The organism is Nocardia rhizosphaerae (genome assembly GCF_042650365.1).
GTDB lineage: Bacteria > Actinomycetota > Actinomycetes > Mycobacteriales > Mycobacteriaceae > Nocardia > Nocardia rhizosphaerae.
On sequence record NZ_JBHSBA010000015.1, the window covers coordinates 958,262 to 976,284 of the forward strand.

Annotated in this window: 19 protein-coding genes and 1 pseudogene; 14 read left to right on the forward strand and 6 right to left on the reverse strand. The window is 70.4% G+C overall.

Annotated features, from left to right (window positions below):
* Positions 1 to 17: 17 nt before the first annotated feature.
* The 7 genes from ACFOW8_RS26685 to ACFOW8_RS26715 all read left to right on the forward strand — a co-directional run bounded on the left by ACFOW8_RS26685 (position 18) and on the right by ACFOW8_RS26715 (position 7,208).
* Positions 18 to 1,304, forward strand: a complete 1,287-nt coding sequence (locus ACFOW8_RS26685) for a transcriptional regulator (protein WP_378554292.1) — start codon at positions 18 to 20, stop codon at positions 1,302 to 1,304.
* Positions 1,305 to 1,392: 88 nt separating this feature from the next.
* Positions 1,393 to 2,811 (forward strand): aldehyde dehydrogenase family protein, encoded by a 1,419-nt coding sequence (locus tag ACFOW8_RS26690; protein WP_378554294.1) that lies wholly within the window; start codon positions 1,393 to 1,395, stop codon positions 2,809 to 2,811.
* Positions 2,811 to 3,221, forward strand: coding sequence for a DUF779 domain-containing protein (locus ACFOW8_RS26695; protein ID WP_378554295.1), 411 nt, complete (start codon positions 2,811 to 2,813; stop codon positions 3,219 to 3,221). Before ACFOW8_RS26690 ends, ACFOW8_RS26695 begins: the two co-directional genes overlap by 1 nt.
* A 215-nt stretch (positions 3,222 to 3,436) precedes the next feature.
* Positions 3,437 to 5,827, forward strand: a complete 2,391-nt coding sequence (locus tag ACFOW8_RS26700; RefSeq protein WP_378554296.1) for a sensor histidine kinase — start codon at positions 3,437 to 3,439, stop codon at positions 5,825 to 5,827.
* A complete protein-coding gene (locus ACFOW8_RS26705) occupies positions 5,811 to 6,236 on the forward strand; it encodes a roadblock/LC7 domain-containing protein (RefSeq protein WP_378554297.1) in 426 nt (141 codons plus the stop codon). Before ACFOW8_RS26700 ends, ACFOW8_RS26705 begins: the two co-directional genes overlap by 17 nt.
* Before the next feature lie 11 nt (positions 6,237 to 6,247).
* Entirely contained in the window at positions 6,248 to 6,622 is a 375-nt protein-coding gene (locus ACFOW8_RS26710; protein ID WP_378554299.1) for a DUF742 domain-containing protein, read from the forward strand.
* Positions 6,603 to 7,208, forward strand: a complete 606-nt coding sequence (locus tag ACFOW8_RS26715) for a GTP-binding protein (protein ID WP_378554300.1) — start codon at positions 6,603 to 6,605, stop codon at positions 7,206 to 7,208. Before ACFOW8_RS26710 ends, ACFOW8_RS26715 begins: the two co-directional genes overlap by 20 nt.
* A 67-nt stretch (positions 7,209 to 7,275) precedes the next feature.
* On the opposite strand, the gene ACFOW8_RS26720 is transcribed toward ACFOW8_RS26715, so the two are convergent.
* Positions 7,276 to 7,725, reverse strand: coding sequence for an SRPBCC family protein (locus tag ACFOW8_RS26720; RefSeq protein WP_378554684.1), 450 nt, complete (start codon positions 7,723 to 7,725; stop codon positions 7,276 to 7,278).
* Between the two features lie 12 nt (positions 7,726 to 7,737).
* A pseudogene (locus ACFOW8_RS26725) lies at positions 7,738 to 8,253 on the reverse strand (nitroreductase/quinone reductase family protein); the annotation flags it as partial.
* Between ACFOW8_RS26725 and ACFOW8_RS26730 the strand changes: the two are divergent.
* From ACFOW8_RS26730 to ACFOW8_RS26740, 3 genes are all read left to right on the forward strand, one after another.
* Complete coding sequence (locus ACFOW8_RS26730; protein WP_378554301.1) at positions 8,242 to 8,952, forward strand: metal-dependent hydrolase; 711 nt, start codon at positions 8,242 to 8,244, stop codon at positions 8,950 to 8,952. The pseudogene ACFOW8_RS26725 and the gene ACFOW8_RS26730 sit on opposite strands and share 12 nt — an antisense overlap.
* A 210-nt stretch (positions 8,953 to 9,162) precedes the next feature.
* Positions 9,163 to 10,419 (forward strand): lipase family alpha/beta hydrolase, encoded by a 1,257-nt coding sequence (locus tag ACFOW8_RS26735; protein WP_378554302.1) that lies wholly within the window; start codon positions 9,163 to 9,165, stop codon positions 10,417 to 10,419.
* A complete protein-coding gene (locus ACFOW8_RS26740; RefSeq protein WP_378554304.1) occupies positions 10,416 to 11,216 on the forward strand; it encodes a HugZ family pyridoxamine 5'-phosphate oxidase in 801 nt (266 codons plus the stop codon). Before ACFOW8_RS26735 ends, ACFOW8_RS26740 begins: the two co-directional genes overlap by 4 nt.
* An 18-nt stretch (positions 11,217 to 11,234) precedes the next feature.
* On the opposite strand, the gene ACFOW8_RS26745 is transcribed toward ACFOW8_RS26740, so the two are convergent.
* Positions 11,235 to 11,585: a hypothetical protein gene (locus tag ACFOW8_RS26745; RefSeq protein WP_378554305.1), complete on the reverse strand. Its 351-nt coding sequence runs from the start codon at positions 11,583 to 11,585 to the stop codon at positions 11,235 to 11,237.
* 82 nt (positions 11,586 to 11,667) lie between these two features.
* Positions 11,668 to 12,252, reverse strand: a complete 585-nt coding sequence (locus ACFOW8_RS26750) for an HdeD family acid-resistance protein (protein ID WP_378554306.1) — start codon at positions 12,250 to 12,252, stop codon at positions 11,668 to 11,670.
* A 172-nt stretch (positions 12,253 to 12,424) separates the two neighbouring features.
* Here ACFOW8_RS26750 and ACFOW8_RS26755 point away from each other — a divergent pair, with 172 nt between their 5' ends.
* Complete coding sequence (locus ACFOW8_RS26755) at positions 12,425 to 13,399, forward strand: glycosyltransferase family 9 protein (RefSeq protein ID WP_378554307.1); 975 nt, start codon at positions 12,425 to 12,427, stop codon at positions 13,397 to 13,399.
* On the opposite strand, the gene ACFOW8_RS26760 is transcribed toward ACFOW8_RS26755, so the two are convergent.
* Positions 13,381 to 13,719, reverse strand: coding sequence for an ArsR/SmtB family transcription factor (locus ACFOW8_RS26760; protein WP_378554308.1), 339 nt, complete (start codon positions 13,717 to 13,719; stop codon positions 13,381 to 13,383). The two genes, ACFOW8_RS26755 and ACFOW8_RS26760, sit on opposite strands and share 19 nt — an antisense overlap.
* A gap of 184 nt (positions 13,720 to 13,903) precedes the next feature.
* Between ACFOW8_RS26760 and ACFOW8_RS26765 the strand changes: the two genes are divergently transcribed.
* The gene (locus tag ACFOW8_RS26765; protein WP_378554309.1) at positions 13,904 to 14,641 is read left to right on the forward strand and encodes a M23 family metallopeptidase; all 738 of its coding nucleotides are present in this window, start codon (positions 13,904 to 13,906) and stop codon (positions 14,639 to 14,641) included.
* Between the two features lie 2 nt (positions 14,642 to 14,643).
* Here the strand turns inward: ACFOW8_RS26765 and ACFOW8_RS26770 are convergent, their stop codons facing one another.
* On the reverse strand, positions 14,644 to 15,549 hold the full coding sequence (locus tag ACFOW8_RS26770; RefSeq protein ID WP_378554310.1) for a LysR family transcriptional regulator: 906 nt from the start codon (positions 15,547 to 15,549) through the stop codon (positions 14,644 to 14,646).
* A 90-nt stretch (positions 15,550 to 15,639) separates the two neighbouring features.
* On the opposite strand from ACFOW8_RS26770, the gene mqo reads away from it, so the two are divergent.
* Positions 15,640 to 17,073: a malate dehydrogenase (quinone) gene (gene mqo, locus ACFOW8_RS26775; RefSeq protein ID WP_378554311.1), complete on the forward strand. Its 1,434-nt coding sequence runs from the start codon at positions 15,640 to 15,642 to the stop codon at positions 17,071 to 17,073.
* A gap of 92 nt (positions 17,074 to 17,165) precedes the next feature.
* Entirely contained in the window at positions 17,166 to 17,993 is an 828-nt protein-coding gene (locus ACFOW8_RS26780; protein ID WP_378554686.1) for an SDR family NAD(P)-dependent oxidoreductase, read from the forward strand.
* Positions 17,994 to 18,023: the final 30 nt, after the last annotated feature.

The following is an 18,023-nucleotide window of genomic DNA, read 5'->3' on the forward strand; positions in this document are numbered from 1 at the left end:
CCGGGCGAGGAGTGGGAGTGAACGTGGGCGCACACGACGGTCCAAGGACCGGGCGGGCGGCTGGACCCGCTGACCCGATCGCCGGTCCGCCACGGCCCGACCGGCTCGCCGACTATCGTGGCGCGCTGGAGAAGCAGTGGAATCGGCTGGCCGCGCCGTCCCGCCCGATGCGGTTGCCCCGCGACACCGGACCGGTCCGCACCGAGGTCGCCAAATCCTGGCAGCGTTCCCTGCACACTGTCGACCCGGCCCAGTCCGTGGCGCCGGGCCACGACGACATCAGTGATCGCTGGTCGGAGTCACCGCTGCGCAGGCCGGTCACCGAGCTCGCGGGCCAGCTGCGCGGAATCGCCGAGGATTCCGGCTATCTCGCCGTCGTCAGTGACGAATCGGGCACCATCCTGTGGACCGCCGGCGACCGCGCGCTGCGCCGCCAGGGTGAACAGGTGAACTTCGCCCCCGGCGGGGTCTGGGACGAAAGCCACATGGGCACCAACGGGCTCTCGCTCGCGCTGCACGACGACAAGGCGTGCACGGTGTTCTCCGCCGAACATCTGGTCGCGGCGCTGCACGGCTGGGTCTGCTACTCCGCCCCGATCCACGGTCCCGACGGGCGCCAGGTCGGCGTGCTGGACCTGTCCTCGAGCTGGGAACGGTCGCACCCGATGGTGATGACCTCGGTACGCGCCCTGGTAACCGCGGTCGAGACCATGCTGCGCGCCGAAGCGCCGACGCCCGTTCCCGGTGTGCGCCTCGAATGCCTCGGGGCCGCACGGCTGTTGCGCGACGGCAGGCCGGTGCCGCTGCCACCGCGACAACTCGAGATCCTGGCGCTGCTCGCCCTGGAACCGGAGGGCTACACCCCCGAGCAACTGCACGCGGCGGTGTACGGCGACCGCGGCGTCTCGCTGAACACCCTCAAGGCCGATGTGTCGCATCTGCGCCGGGCCACCCGCGGTGAGATCGCCAACCGGCGCTACATGCTCACCGGGCCGGTGTCGTGTGACGCGGTCGACCTGCTCGCCGCCATCGAGGGCGGTGACCTCACCTCGGCGCTGTGGCTCTATCGCGGCCCGCTGCTGCCCGGATCCGTGCTGCCGGGGGTGGAACAGTGGCGCGACCATCTCGATGTCGGTATCCGCAACGCGGTGCTGGCCAGCGACCGCGCCGAGCACGCCGTCGCGTTCGGGCAGCGCTGTCCCACCGACATCGCCGTGCACGAGCACGCGCTGCGCCTGCTGCCCCGCGACGATGTGCGCCGCGCCGTCGTCACCGCCCGGCTCTATACCGCGCGCCAGTCCTGACCTGGGCGAACGCGCTCACCAACCTCGTACCAACCTTCGCCGACCATAGTGTGTTCCACCACGCACAGGCCGCGAGGGAGCGAGGCGCATGATCTACGGCAAGCCCGGATCGGACACCGGCATAGTCAGCTATGCCGCCCGATACGACAACTTCATCGATGGCGAGTGGACCGCCCCGATCGAAGGCCGTTACCTCGACAACACCTCCCCCGTCGACGGCGAGATCTTCTGCGCGGTGGCCAGATCCACCGCCGCCGACATCGACCTCGCCGTCGAGGCCGCCGTGCGCGCCACCGATCGCTGGGCCGCGACCCCGGTGTCCGAGCGGGCCACCATCCTCACCGGTATCGCCGACCGGATCGAGAACAGCATCGAACCGCTCGCCGTCGCCGAGACCTGGGACAACGGCAAACCGGTCCGTGAGACCCTCACCGCCGACCTGCCGCTGACCGTGGAGACCTTCCGCGCCTTCGCCGCCGCCCTGCGCGCCCAGGAGGGGGCGCTGACCCCGCTCGACGCCGACACCGTCGCCTACCACTACCACCGGCCGCACGGTGTCATCGGCCAGCTGGTGCCGTGGAACTACCCCATCCTGGCCGCGGCCCGGCTGCTGGCCCCCGCGCTGGCCGCGGGCAACTGTGTGGTGCTCGTCCCGGCCGCGCAGACGCCTGCCTCGCTGCTGCTGGTGGTGGAACTGGTCGCGGATCTACTCCCGCCCGGCGTGCTCAACGTGGTGACCGGCTTCCGCACCGAGGCGGGAATCCCGCTGACCAGGGACCGCAGGCTCACCGTGTTCGAGGTCGAGGAGCCGGGCGGTAAGAGCCCCAACGTCTTTCTCCCCGACGTCCGGTCCGACGACGGCCTCCTCGCGCGAGCCGTCGAGGGATTCGTCCTGTTCGCCCTGAACCAGGGCGAGGTCCGCGCGTGCCCCTCGCGCGCGCTGATCCACTCCGCGATCTACGAGGAGTTCCTCGCCCACTGCATCGCCCGCACCGAGGCCATCGTGTCCGGTCATCCGCTCGACACCGAGACGATGATCGGCGCGCAGGCCGGGAACGACCAGTACGAGAAGATCCTGACCTACCTCGATATCGGCAGAGCCGAAGGCGCCCGCGTGCTGACTGGAGGGGAAGCACGCAAGGTCGACGGACTGCCGGGTGGGTATTTCATCGAACCCACGGTGTTCGAAAGTGGGCACACGATGCGGATCTTCCAGGAGGAGATCCTCGGACCCGTCGTCGCGGTCGCCCGCTTCGACACCGCCGAGGAGGCGATCCGGATCGCCAACGACACCCGCCACGGTCTCGGTGCGGGCGTGTGGACCCGCGATCTCACCACCGCCCACCGGTTCGCCCGCGAACTCGACGCGGACCGGATCTTCACCAACTGCTACGACCCCTACCCCGCGTACGCCGCCAGGGAGAACCACGCTATGCAGCTCCGGTGCTATCAGCGAACCAAGCAGGTGCTCGTCAGCTATGCGATGACGATACCGGAGACGCGCTGATGCAGAACCGGATCCAACGCGTGGAGATCACCGAACGCGCCCAGACCCTGTTGCGGCGGATCATCGAGGACAACGGTCCGGTACTGTTCCGGCAGTCCGCCCACGACGGCGACACCGAGATGACCCCGGTGTGCCTGGCCGTCAAGGAGTTCCCGATCGAGAAGGCCGACGTGCTGCTCGGGCGGCTGACCTGGCACACCGAGTTCTGGATCAGCCGTACACAATTCGAACGCTGCTGGAAAGACACCCACCTCACTGTCGACGCGGTGCGGGGGCAGGCCGATCCGGATTCGCTCGAAGCCGACCACGGCATGCGGTTCGTCGTGCGCGCACGGCAATTGACCGCGGCGGAGAATGCGGCGCTGGCCGCCGCCCCGCCCCTACGGACCGGCGCCGACCGCACGTTGTAGCGGCGCCACCCTCCTGACCTGGCCGGACCTTTCCCGGCGCGGCCAGGGCACGGCGAGCCCCCGCCGACTGGGCCATCGCGGCTGAGCCGGCGGGGCGAGCTCGTCCCTCCCCTCTCCCCCCCGCATTAGCAAATGCGTTCGGGGACAAACCAAATCACGTCTCGCTCAGCGAGACAGGCACGACAAGAGTGCAACGATTCCGTTACGTTATGGCGATGTTCTTAGCGAGACTCGGTGTTCGAACCCGGATTCTGGCGATCGCTCTCATTCCCAGTGTGGCGCTGGTGGTGGTCGGGGTCGGCACGGCGGGATACCTGGTCAACGAGAGCAATACGGCCAAGGAGTGGGCCTCCTCGCTCCAGGGCGCGGTCGAGCCGACCCAGGAAATGATCGAGGCGATCCAGTCCGAACGTCACCTCACCCTGTCGCTCGTCGCAGGCGACACCTCCACGGTCCCCGCGCTCGCCGCCGCCAGAGCACGCACCGACGCCGCCACCGAAGTCCTCAACGTGATCAACCAGCAGCTGCGCGAGGTCGACAATACCGATCTCGGCGACAGCCAGGCCGAGTACGAGCAGTTCCGCACCAACCTCAGCGGCGTGCGGGCAGGCGCGGACGCGGGCATGCTCCCCGCCGATCAGGCCTACATGTTCTTCAATCTCGTGCTCGACGGGTTCGTCTCGGGGACCAAGCTCGTCGTCAAGGAGGCACCCAACGCCGTGGTCTCCGCCGGTGTCGGCGAGGGGATGCGGCTGCTCAACGGGATCGAATCGATGTCGCGCAGCGCCGCCCTCGGTGCCGCGCTGGTGGCCGCGGACGGCGAATTCGCGGTACCGCTCGACGAGTTCATCCGCCAGACCGGCTTCTACCGCACCGAGCTCACCCAGCTCGCCCCGGAACTCACCGACAGCGAGCGCGAGGTCATGCAGTCGCTGATCGCCTCGCCGCAATGGCAGCAGCTCGCGGCCGTGGAGAGCGCGATCATCGGCCGCTACGCCGCGCCGGAGAACACCCAGAGCACGAGCAGCGGCTCCCGGCAGAGCACACCGGAACCACTGCCGATATCGGCCGCCGAATGGCAGAGCGCGGTGGCCACCGTCGCCAGAGCCCTGCTCGATCTGTACTCGGCCCACAACCGCTACGTCCAGGGCCTGGCAGCCGACACCTCGCGCCAGTCCGAGAGTTTCGCCTGGGCCGCCGGTGGCGGTGTCCTCGCCCTCACCGGCCTGGTGCTCGCGGTCGCGGTCCTGCTGGCCAACCGGATCATCCGCAGGCTGCGCCGCCTGCGCACCGAAACCTTGGCCCTCGCCGACGACCAGCTGCCCGCCACCATGCGGACGCTGCGCGAGGGTGGCGAGGTCGATCCCGACAAGATCGCCCCGACCCTCGACTTCGGGCGCGACGAGATCGGCCAGGTCGCCAAGGCGTTCGAGCATGCCGCCGCGGCCGCGCTGCGCGCCGCCGTCGACGAGGCCCGCACCAGGGAGGGCGTGCGCGCGGTGTTCCTCAACATCGCCCACCGCAGCCAGATCGTGGTGCACCGCCAGCTGGAGATCCTCGACGAAGCCGAACGCAAGCAGGAGGACCCGGCGCTGCTGGAGACCCTCTTCCGGCTCGACCACCTGGCCACCCGCGAACGCCGCAACGCCGAGAACCTGATCATCCTCGGCGGCGGCAGACCGGGCCGCCAGTGGCGCAAACCGGTACCGGTGATGGACGTGGTACGCAGCGCCATCGGCGAGACCCTCGACTACGCCAGGGTGCGGGTCACCAAGCTGCCGGAGGTGAGCGTCGTCGGTACCGTCGTCGCCGACCTGGTGCACCTGCTGGCCGAACTCGTCGACAACGCCACCGCCTTCTCGCCGCCGCAGTCGCGGGTGGAGGCAGGCGGCAATGTGGTCGGCAAGGGGGTGGTCATCGAGATCACCGATCAGGGCATGGGCATGAAGCCCGAGGATCTCGAGCGTTACAACGCGATGCTGGCCGCCCCGCCGGACTTCGGTGTCGGCACCCTGTCCGCCGATTCCCGGCTCGGCCTGTTCGTCGTCGCCCGCCTCGCCACCGCGCACGGAGTCTCGGTGCGGCTCAGCGAATCCGACTACGGCGGGATCCGTGCCATCGTGCTGATTCCCACCACCCTGCTCGCCGACGAGCACGATCTGCCGAGCACGCCGCCCGCACTGTCGTCCGCGCAGCGTCGTGGGCTGCCCGCGGCCGTGGTGACCGGCCCGCCGGCCGCGGTCGAATCGACCCCGGCGCCGGTCGCCACCCTGCTCGCCGACCCGCCCGCGCCGATCGCCACGGCGCCGGAGCCGCGAACAGCGCCGGATTACCCGGCCGCACCGGAATTCGCGGCCGCCCCGGCCGACAACGCGGAACGGCCCGCGCTGCCCCGCCGCCAGCGGCAGACGAACCTGGCGCCCGAACTCAGCGAGGAACCCACCGCCGACGCGGCGGGCGGGACACAGCGGCCCCGGTCGCCGGAACAGGCGCGCGACATCATGTCCGCGATCGAGAACGGCACCAGGCAGGGCCGCAAACCACTGACCGCGGCCGAGGCCACCGGCCACGACCCACGCTCGACAACAGATGAACAGGAAGGCTGAGGTGAACACTTCTCACCCAGGTGATCTCAACTGGCTGCTCGACGATCTCGTCGACCGGCTGGCCGGGGTCCGCTACGCGGTCGTGCTGTCCACCGACGGGCTGCTGCTCGGCCGCTCCGCACAGATCACGCGGGAGGACGCCGAGCACTTCGCGGCCATGTCCTCGACCCTGCACGGGCTGGCGCGCAGCGCGGGCAGCCGCTTCGACGGCGGTGGCGTGCGGCAGGCGGTGATCGAACTCGACCGGGCGGTCCTGTTCGTCACCTCGGCGGGCGACAACGCCTGCCTGGCCCTGCAGGCGAACGAGTCGGCCAACCTCGGCATGGTCGCCTACGAAATGAATCTCACCGTGCAGCGGGTCGGCAGCTATCTGTCGACCGAACCGCGGCACGGCCTGGCGGAGCTATAGGAAGCATCGGCATGACTCGACTCGGTGATCCGTGGTTCGACGACGCGGCCGGACCGCTGGTCCGCCCGTACGCGGTGACCCGCGGCCGCACCATGGGTGCGGCGCACGACCTGGACATGCTCACGGTGGTGGTGGCCGTGCATCCCGCCCCCACCCTGCGCAGGCCCGAACCCGAGTACGCGACGATCGCCCGGCTGTGCAAACAGCCGCAGTCGGTCGCCGAGGTCTCGGCCGTGCTGAAACTTCCTCTGGCGGTGACCAAGATCCTCGTCGGTGATCTCATCGGCGAGGGCCACCTCATCTTCCGGGCTCCGGTGGCGGCCGAGGCCGGCGCCGGGGACCTCAACGTATTGCGAGCGGTTCTGGATGGCATCCGAAAACTTTGACCCCACAGCACCGGGCGGCCCGCACCTGGCCGCCTCGGTGAAGATCCTCATCGCCGGTGGTTTCGGCGTCGGCAAGACCACCATGGTCTCCTCGATCAGCGAGATCGCGCCGCTGCGCACCGAGGAGATGATCACGGAGGTCTCCAGCGGCGTCGACGATCTGTCGGGGGTGGAGCAGAAGTCGACGACCACGGTCGCGCTGGACTTCGGCCGCATCACCATCGACCGCGACCTGGTGCTGTACCTGTTCGGCACACCCGGCCAGGACCGCTTCTGGTTCCTGTGGGACGAACTGTGCCGCGGCGCGCTCGGCGCGATCGTGCTGGCCGATACCCGGCGCCTGAGCAACTCCTTCGCCGCCGTCGACTTCTTCGAGCGGCGTGGGCTGCCGTTCCTGATCGCGGTGAACTGCTTCGAGGGCGCGCCGCGCTACACGGTCGAGGAGGTGCGCGACGCGCTCGATCTCGATCCGAGCACCCCCGTCGTGCTGTGCGACGCGCGCGATCGCCCGTCGGCCAAGGCGGTACTGACCCACCTGGTCGAGTACCTCATCGAGCGGGCCACCCGCACCCCGGTGACCACGTAGCGGCCCCCGCGACGACCGCACCCCGCGAGACCCGAAGGCTCGCGGGGTGTTTCGCGTCCCGACGGGGTCAGCTCGCGGCGACCGCGGCCAGGCGATCGACCGAGGCCAGCAGATTGTCCGCGGTGGTGGCCCTGGCCCGTGCCTCGCGCTTGGGGTCGGTCAGCGTCGTCCAGTCGTAGGTGTGGGTCACCCGCGTGGTGCGGTCGTCGACCGGCTCGAGCTCCCAGCGCCACAGGTGTCCCGGCGGGGTTCTGCCCGGCTCCGACGGAGTCCACGCGATCCGGCGGCCCTCCTCGAACTCCACCACATGATTGTCGCGGTCGGCTCCGTTGGTGAGGGTGGTGGTGAACACCGCGCCGACCGCGTGTACCCGCTGCCCCGGTTTCGCCTGCGCGAGATTGTCGTTGCCGTCCCAGCGCGGCTGTTCGGCGGGATCGGCGATCAGCGCGAAGAGTGTGGCGGCGTCGGCGGCGATGTCCCTGGTGGCGCGGACGACGCGCGACGGCGACCGGTACACCGCGAAGACCGGGATGGTCCGGCTCGTCTTGTCCCGGTACTCGGCGAAGCCTGGCATCTGCTCGACCATCCGGTCGAACAGTGCGGTGCGTTCGGGCTCGGCGACGAGTTCGGCCCGGCCGGTGTAAGTCTCGGACGGCAGCTCCACCGTCAGCTCGGGGTCGGCGACCAGGTTGTGATACCAGGCCGGGTGGCGGTCGGCGCCCCCGCTGGAGGCGATCAGCACGATGCGCTCGCCGTCGGGCAGATACACCAGCGGATTGGTGACCGAGCGACCGGATTTCGCGCCGGCGGTCGTGATGAGCACCATGCGCTCGTTACCTTCGAACACGCCACCGACCCGGCCACCGTTGGCCCGGAACTCCGCGATCACCTGCTCGTTGAATGCGTTCATCCTCGTCCTCTCGCTGCGGTCGTCCTCTGCGCCAACCATCCGGTTCCGCGCCGCATTCCCCGCCGGGCCCGCGCGCTGCCTCGGCAGATGCGACCGAGTCGTGAGGTCGTCTAACGTCGTCGGGTGCTTGGACATTCACATGCGACGAGTGGGGCGCTGGCCTGGGCGGCGACCGCCGCGGCGCTGCCACTCACGGTAGCCACCTTTCCCCTGTTCGACAGCGAGACAACCCGATTCGGGATCGCCGAACTCATCATGGGAACCTTCCTCACCGCGGGGGCCGCGCTGCTGCCGGACGCCGACCACCCCAGTGGCACCATCTCGCATGTGCTCGGACCGGTATCGCATCACCTGTGCCGGTTCATCTCCTTCGTCTCCGGCGGGCACCGGCACGGCACCCATTCGCTGCTGTTCGTCGTCGCCGCGGTCGCGGCCACCTGGGCCGGGGAGCGTTTTCTCGGTAGGCCGTTCACCCTCGCGGTGGTCTTCTTCCTGCTCGCGCTGGCCGTTCGGGCACTGCACCTGTGTCCGCCCGGCAAGAACGTGCGCAGCTACGGGACGGTCATCGTGCTGGCGACCGCGGGGACCTTCGCCGTCGACCACTGGATCGTCGACCGGCCCGCGTGGCTGCCGATCTGCGTCGGGCTCGGCTGCCTCGCGCATCTGCTCGGCGACTGCCTCACCGACCGCGGCTGCCGGCTGCTGTGGCCGTTCCCGCTGCGCACGCGGGTACCGCTGATCGAGCGGACCGGCAACCGGGTCGAAACCTGGGTCCTCTCCCCACTTTTCGTGCTCGGCACGCTCGGCGCGCTCTGGTACGCCCTCACGCAGTAGCCCTGATCTCGCCGCAGGGACAGCGGGCAACTCCCCCCGCCGTCCTTGCGGTTCTTCTTCTTGTCAGCGTCAGCCGATTCGCATGCGTTGGTGTTTATATCTACGTATCGGAATGTGGCTCTTGTGACGGCACACCGGTCGGCAGGGCGCTCGATCATGACTCCACCCCGAAAATCCCACATTTCAGTGAACAGTTGTACTCTCAAACTCGTGACCGAGCAGCTCCCCCAGTCCCAGGCCGAGATACAGGCACTCACCCGCCTGGCGGGCGACGAGTTCGTCGGCGCGGTCGACGGAATCGCGGCCATCCACCGCGCCATCTCCGACCGGGTGTTCGCGGCGGTCCGCGCCGGCGTCGGCCCCGCCGCCACTCCCGTGCAGCGCGTGCACGACGCGATCACCGACGGGGTGTACGCGGTGATCGGCGGCACCGGATTCGTGGTAGGCGAAGTGGCGAGCGCGGTGCAGGTATCCGGCGTACCCGCTCCCTCGCGCACCGTCTGGGGCGCGGGCGCGCTCGCCGCCCTGCAGGGCCTGATCGGCGACGAACTCGAGGACGAGGCGCCCATCTTGGCCTCCCCCATGACCTTTCGGGTCGATGGCGCCCCGGTGCCGCCGGAACAGCTGGCCGCCCACTACGCCGTCCCGACCACCCGGCTGGTGGTGCACGTCCACGGGCTCGTGGAGACCGAGCACGCCTGGCGCCTCGGCGGACGCCCCGCCTACGGTGAACGCCTCGACGTCGACCTCGGCTACACCCCGATCTTCGTGCGGTACAACACCGGCCTGCACATCTCCGAGAACGCCGCCCTGCTCAGCGTGCTGCTGGCCCGCCTCGTCGCGGCATGGCCGCTGCCGGTGCACGAGATCTGCCTGCTCGGCCACTCCATGGGTGGGCTGGTCGCGCGCGGTGCCTGTCAGCTGGCCGACACCGCCGGCGAGTCGTGGGTACGCGCGGTCCGCCAGGTGGTGTGCCTCGGTTCGCCGCATCTGGGCGCACCGCTGGAGCAGGCCGTCCACTACGCCGCCGCCGCGCTGCACCGGCTCCCCGAGACCCGGCCGCTGGCCACCCTGCTGCGCAGGCGCAGCGCGGGCATCCGCGACCTGCGGCACGGCTCGCTGGTCGACGAGGACTGGCGCGATCTCGATGCCGAAACGCTGCGCAGGCGCGCGGTGCGTGAGGTGCCGTTGCTCGCCGGTGCCGACCACTACTTCGTCACCGCCACCGTCACCCGCAGCCCGCGGCATCCGCTCGGCCGGATCATCGGCGACGGCCTCGTGCTCATCGGCAGCGGCTCGGGTCGCGGCCGGACCCGCCGGATCGGCCTCGGCGGCGTGGACGGTCTGCACGTTCCCGGCGCGCACCATTTCAGCCTGCTCAATCACGAGGCGGTGTATCTGGCGCTGCACACCTGGCTGTCGAGCCGCCCCCATCCGAGCGCCGAGGTGGATACGCTGTCGCCATGACTCTCGACCACGGCGATCCCGGCGACGCACCCGCCATCCCGCTGCCGCTGACTCCGCCCGCCAGCGAGGCAAGGCCGTCCGCGGCCGAGGAGGCCAGAACGATTGCGGCCGCGACCAATACGGGCACCCTGGCCAGCCTCACCGGGGACGGGGCGCCGTGGGCCTCGTTCGTCACCTACGGCCTGCTCGACGGCGCGCCGGTGCTCTGCGTCTCGCACCTGGCCGAACACGGCCGTAACCTGGCCGCCGATCCGCGGGCCAGCATCGCGATCGTCACCCCGGATATGCCCGCCGATCCTCTGTCCGGCACCCGAATCACCCTGGCCGGGGTGGTCGAGAAGCCGGTCGGCGCCGAGGCCGAGGCGGCGCGCGCCGCGCACCTCGCCGCCGTGCCCGCGGCGAAGTACTACATCGACTACAACGACTTCACCCTGTGGGTGCTGCGGGTCCAGCGGGTGCGCTGGGTCGGCGGATACGGCCGGATGGACTCGGCCACCGCCGAGGAATACCTCGCCGCGCACCCCGACCCGATCGTCCCGGTGGCCGGGCCGGGCATCGCGCACCTCAACGCCGATCACGCCGATGCCCTGCTCGCGATGGCCAGCCAGCTCGGCGGCTTCCCCGACGCGACCGCGGCCAGCTGCGAGCGCGCCGACCGCTACGGCCTCGAACTCCGGGTCGAGACACCGCGCGGGGTCGCCAGGACCAGAGTCGGCTACGCGCAACCGCTCACCGAGATCGGCGAGCTGCGGGCGGCCACGGTGGAACTGGCCCGCCGGGCGCGCGCGGCGAGCTGATTCACGCGGGGTGCTGGTTCAGTTCCAGAGCGCGGCGACGGCGACGTTCAGGATCGCGAGCCCGCCCGCGACGTCGGTCATCCAGTTGATCTGCTTGCCGCGCTTGGCGTCGGCCCGACCCATCTCGGCGAGTGCGGTGACGACGACCGCGAGCCCGAGCTTGACGGCCAGCTTGGTCGTATCCGGCTCCTTGTCGAGCGAATCGACAGCCGAGGCGAGACCGGCCAGGATCACGCCGGTGATCAGCTGGGCGCGGGCGCCCCACACCATGAGTTCGGAGACCACGGGCCGCGCGGCGGCGAAGCCACCGACGAGGGCGGCCATGCCGAGCAGATGGGTGACGACCACCAGGTTGTAAACGAATTCCATGATCGGCCAGCGTAGTTCACCCGAAAACGGCCGGTGCCCGCAGACACCGGCCGATTCCCGACGAACAGTTCCCGTGTGGCGGCTACACCGCCTGCTCTTCCAGCACCTGTGCGTCCTTGCGCACACCGAAGGCCGTGATGACCTCCATGATGCCGATGACGATCAGGAAGATGCCGACCACCAGGACCAGCGTCGTGATCGAGCTGATCGGCCACACGATGACGATGACACCGGCGATCGCGCTGATCACACCGTAGAAGATCTGCCAGCCGCGGCCGGGGACGCCGGAATCGGCGATGGCGGCGAACAACACGGCGATCCCGCGGAACAGCCAGCTGATGCCGATCCACAAGGCCAGCAGCACGATCGAGGTGAGCTCGTCGCGGAAGCAGAAGATGCCGATGATCAGCGACAACACACCGCTGATGAACGAGAGCACGCGGAAGCTGGTGCTCGGGAGGTGGGTGAAGGCGGCGATCAGCTGGAAAATGCCGCTCAGCACCATGTAGACGCCGAACAGGATGCCTGCGACCAGCACGGACGGACCGGGCCAGACGAGCATGATGATGCCGAGAATCACCGCGAGGATGCCGGTGACCAGAATTGTTTGCCAGGTTTTCTTGGCCAGAGCCGCGAGCGGACTCCCCATCACGGTATTTGTCGTCATGACGAGATGTTATGCCGGTCCGCTCTGGTATTCCCGATATTAGCTGGCGGCGTTGCCGTGTCGCGATCGACCGTGGGCCGCGGCCATGACTCGCGACGGCGGGCCGTGAGCACCGCCACGCCGCCGAATGTAAGAACGTTTGACGCCTCGGGGTCTCGGGTAGGTCAAGGAAGTGTCGGTTGTACTCGTGCTGCAAGCCCGGGGCCTCGGTGATCTGCTCGCCGCGGTTCCGGCTCTGCGTGCCCTGCGCCGGGCCGAGCCGCGCAGCAAGATCGTGCTGGCGGCGCCGCATCGACTCGAGCAGATCGTCGACCTGATCTCCTCGGTCGACGAACTGGTCCCCACCGCCGATCCGGCGGCGCTGATCTGGGACGGGCCGGCGCCCGAACTGGCGGTGAACCTGCACGGCGCCGACAGCGCCAGCGCCCGCGCGCTCGCCGACACCGGCGCGTACCGGATCATCGGGCACCGCGCCCCCGCGCTGCCCAAGCTGGCGGGCCCGCGCTGGGATCCCGAGGCGCACGCGGTGGATCGGTGGTGCCGGCTGCTCGAGTCGGAAGGGATCGCGGCCGACCGGCGCAATCTCGGCCTGGTCCCGCCGGTGGCCTCGCTCGCCAGGCGCGACTGCGTCGTCGTGCACATCGGCGCAGGCGCGCCAGCGCGCCGCTGGCCGCCGGAGCGCTTCGCGGCCGTGGTGCGGCACCTGCTCGTCCTCGGCCGTGACGTCGTTCTCACCGGCGATCCGTTCGAACGGGACATCGCCGTACAGGTGGCCGCGCAGGCCGGGTTACCCGACGACCGGGTGCTCGCGGGCAGGCAGAACCTCACCGACCTGGCCGCCACTGTCGCCGAGGCAGCACTGCTGATCTGCGGCGATACTGGTGTCGCGCACCTGGCGACCGCGTTCGGCACCCGCACCGTGCTGCTGTTCGGCCCCACACCGCCGCGCCGGGGCGGGCCGCCCGCGCACCTGCTCGGTAGGCACGCGGTGCTGTGGGCGGGCCAGGTCGGCGACCCCGACGCCCGTACCCCCGACCCCGGACTGCTGCGTATCGGGGTTCCCGAGGTGGTGACGGCGGTAGACGCCCAGCTGGACAAGCAGGACTGGGCCGAATCGAGCCGGTCGCGTTACCGCCGGGTGGGCTGAGCCGGTTCGGGCGCCGCGGCCTCGCGCAGCCGCGCGGCGTGTGCCGCGAGCGCGCTCGGCCAGAACTGCTCGAGATAGTCGCGGGCGTCGGTGAGGCCGCGCGGATCGAGCGAGTACAGATGTTTGTTGCCGTCGCGACGCATGCTCACCAGGTGGGCTTCGCGCAGCACGCGCAGATGCTGGGAGGCGGCCGAGCTGGTGATGCCGGCGACCGCGGCGAGGTCGGCCACCGAGCGCGGACCCTGCGGTAGGGCCTCGAAGATCACGCGCCGGGTGGGGTCGGACAGGGCGGTGATCGCCCGGACTCCGTTAGCGTCCACTGAATCAGTGTCCCCCGGAAGGGCCGATCCGGCAATGATCTTGCGTCCTGGACATTCCCCCCGGTCGGTCCCGGGAATTTCCCCATCCGTTATCGCAATGTTATAGATCAACTGGGGTTATAGCCGGTCGTGATCACGACCACAGGATTCGCCGCCCAGATCACGGGTTCGCTACGTTCGAGACATGTTCGTGACCAACCCGTTATCTGCTCGAGTCTCCGACGCCCTCGCCGGCCGTTGGGGAGGCGTTGTCGCGGGTGCGGTGGCGCTGTCCGCACTCGTCGGCACCTCCGTCGCCACCTTCGGCGAACCCGGCGCCCCGACCGCCGAGACCGGCATCGTCGCGGGCTCGACCGGCCACACGGGAGAGTCGCCTTATCGTCTCACCGCCTTCACCCCGGCCGTGGCCCAGGGCCCGCAGGGCATCGCACCCGTGGAGGCGTTCCTCGAGGAGCACCGCGAGGCCATCCAGCAGGCGCTGCCGCCACTGCCGGTTCTCGCCCCGCCACCGCCGCCGCGCCCGCAGACCGTTCGCCCGGTCAACGGCAGGCTCACCTCGTACTTCGGCGCCCGCTGGGGCACCGCGCACAACGGCCTCGACTTCGGCGACCCGATCGGCGCGCCGATCTTCGCGGTGACCGACGGCACCATCATCGAGACCGGTCCGGCGTCCGGCTTCGGGCTGTGGGTGCGGATGCAGCAGGACGACGGCACCATCGGTGTCTTCGGCCATGTCAACGAGATCCTGGTGCAGCCTGGCCAGCAGGTCAAAGCCGGCGACGTGATCGCCACCGTCGGTAACCGCGGCCAGTCCACCGGCCCGCATCTGCATTACGAGGTGCATCATCCGGCACTGGGCCCGATCGACCCGCATGCGTGGCTCGCCGCCCGCGGTGTCGACGCAGGCGTCGCCCAGGACTGATCTCACACCGTGCTGATCCGCGCCGCGCGCGTGATCAGGAACTCCCGTAGCCGCGCGACCGCGAGGGTCGGCCGATGGTCTCCCGAGACCAGGCCGATCTCGCGGTCGCGTTCGCCATCGATGGGCACGATCACCAGATCGGGGTGCGGCTGCTCGGCCGCGGGCAGCAGCGCGACCCCGAGCCCGAGCGCGACCAGCTCGCGCAACGTGTCGAACTCGGTGATCTCGAACAGTACCCGTGGCATGAATCCAGCTGCGGCACACCAGGAATCGAGCAGTGCCCGCAGCTGATAGCTGGGTGGATTGGCGATGAAGGGCGTCTCGGCCAGCTCGGCGAGGGCGACCCGGCCCGCTCGGGCCAGCGGATGGGTGCGGGCCACGTGCAGGTCGATGCGCTGGCGACCGAGCGGCACGCTCGGCAGGTCCGGCGGCGGCGGGATCATCACGGCCAGGTCGAGGGTGCCCGCGCGTACCTGCTCGGCGAGCGCCTCGCCGTGCGCCTGCACCAGCCGCAGCCGGATCCGCGGCGCGCCTGCGTGGAACTGGGCCAGCAGCGACGGGATGCTCACCGGCCCTAGGGTGAGCGGGAAACCGAAGTGGACCAGGCCGCTGTCGGGGTCGGCGTCCGCGCGCACGGCCCGCACCGCGTCGTCGAGCGCCCCGACCAGGCCCCGGGTGCGCTCGTGCAGCGCGTGCCCCTGCGCGGTGAGGGTGACCCCACGCCCGGACTGCTGGAACAGCGCCACCCCCAGCGCCTGCTCGATCGCCTTGATCCGGCGGCTCAGCGAGGACTGCGGTACCCCTAGCCGCTGTGCCGCCCTGGTGAAGTTGCCGGTCTCGGCCGCCGCGTCGAAGGCGGCAAGCAGCGGTGCGACCGCCAGTGCTCCCGCCACGCCGTATTCATCCATATTCGGATGATATCGGCGTCAATTCCGCGATGGACGGATTACTCCGGGCAGCGCGACGATGGCGGAACACAGCTCACGGGAGGTTCGACGATGACCGAGACGACACCCATCCGCCCCGCGTCCCCCGACGACGACGTCCTCGACGCCGTGCTGATCGGCGGCGGCATCATGTCCGCCACGCTCGGCGCCCTGCTCAGCACACTGGCCCCGGACTGGTCTATCGCGCTGTTCGAGCGCCTCGGCGAGCCTGCCGCGGAAAGCAGTCACCCGTGGCACAACGCGGGGACCGGGCACGCGGGTCTGTGCGAACTCAACTACATGCCCGACCCCGCCGACGGCAGTACCGCGGCCGCGATTGCCGTGCAGTTCCAGCTGTCGCGGCGATTCTGGTCGGCGCTGGCGGCACGCGACGGGCTCGCCGACCCGGCGGGCTTCGTCCGGCCGACCCCGCACGTGACGGTGGTCTTCGGTGACCGCGACGTCGCCTACCTGCGACGGCGCTGCGCGACCTTGCGCGAGCTACCCGGCTTCGACGAGCTCGAGTACACCGAGGATCGCACGGTGATCGGCAGCTGGGCGCCGCTGCTGGTGCGCGGCCGCGCGGACGGCGAGCCGATGGCGGCCACCAGGCACTCCGCGGGCACCGATGTCGACTTCGGCGCGCTCACCAGGTCGCTGCTGACGACGACACGCGCGGCGGGCAACGCGGTCCGGCTGCATCGCGAGATCACCGGACTCACCCGCGAGCGCGACGGGCTGTGGACAGTACGCGGGCGTGATCGCGACAGCGGCGCCCGGTTCCTGGTGCGCTCCCGGTTCGTCTTCGTCGGCGCGGGTGGGTATGCCCTGCGGCTGTTGCAGCGCGCCGGCATCCCGGAGGTGCGCGGCTACGGCGTGTTCCCACTCGGCGCGCAGTTCCTGCGGACCACCGAGCCGGAGGTGGTGGCCGAGCACACCGTGAAGGCCTACAGCCAGGCCGCGATCGGCGCCCCGCCGATGTCGGTGCCGCATCTGGATCGGCGCGAGGTCGACGGTACCGCCGCGCTGCTGTTCGGCCCGTACGCCACATTCAGCACCAGGCTGCTGCGCCACGGCAGGCTCACCGACTTCTTCACCACGCTGCGGCCGCACAATATCGTGCCGCTGGTGGCGGCGGGCCTGCGCGAGCTCGGGCTGGTGCGATACCTGATCGGTGAACTGCTCGCATCCCCGCGCCACAAGTTCGCCCAGCTGCGGCGCTTCTACCCGACCGCGGATCCGGCGGATTGGGAGCTGATCCGGGCGGGGCAGCGCGCGCAGCTGGTGCGGCCCGACGGCCGCCGCGGCGGGGCGCTCACGTTCGGGACCGAGCTGGTCACCGGTGCGGACGGTACGATCGCCGGCTTGCTCGGGGCCTCGCCCGGCGCCTCGATCGCGCCGTCGATCATGCGCGAGCTGGTCGACCGATGTTTTCCGGAGCGCCGCTACGAGTGGGCGCCGCTGCTGGCCGAAATCCTGCCCGAGGCAGCACCGAGCGCGAATTGACCAAGTTGTAACTTACGATGAGGTAGGTCTACGGTCGAGAGACCGTACCCGATCATCCAGGAGTCCCGGTGCTCGAACGCCTCGCCCAGTCGATGCTGCTCAATCCGCCCGTCCTGCCGCGCACGATGGCGCGGCTGATCCTCGGCGACCGCCACGACATCGCGGGCAAGACCGTCCTGCTGACCGGGGCGTCGTCGGGCGTCGGCCGCGCCACCGCGCACGCACTCGGCCGCGACGGCGCCCGGTTGATCCTCGTCGCGCGCACCGCCGAACCGCTGCTCGGGGTCCGCGACGCGGTGCGCGCCGAGGGCGGCCTGGCCGAGAGCATCACCTGCGACCTGTCCGACCCCGACGACACCGACCGTCTCGCCGCCACCGTGCTCGACCGGTACGGCACCGTCGAGGTGCTGGTGAACAACGCGGGCCGATCCATCCGCAGGCGCGCAACCGAGGCCACCGACCGGTTCCACGACTACGAGCGGACCATGGCGCTGAACTACTTCGGCGCGGCCCGGCTGACCATGGGACTGCTGCCCGCCATGCTCGACGCGGGCGACGGGCACATCGTCAATGTCGCCACCTGGGGCGTCGCGGCGGGTTCCATGCCGAAGTTCACCGCCTACCACGCCTCCAAGGCCGCGCTCGCCGCGTTCGGCCGCAGCCTCGGCGCCGAGACCCGCGCGCGCGGCGTGCACGTGACCACGGTGGGATTTCCGCTGGTGCGGACCGAGATGATCGCCCCCACCGGCGCCTACGACGAGGCGGCGGCCCTGTCGGCCGAGCGGGCCGCCGAGTGGATCGGGATCGCCCTCAGGACCAGACCGGTCGAGCTGTACCCCCGCTACACCCGGATCCTGCAGATCCTCGCGACGGTCTCGCCACGGGCGGTCGACGCGGCCGTCTGGCGCCTCGGCATCTGACCCGGCCGCACCCAGGGTAGGACTCGCCCC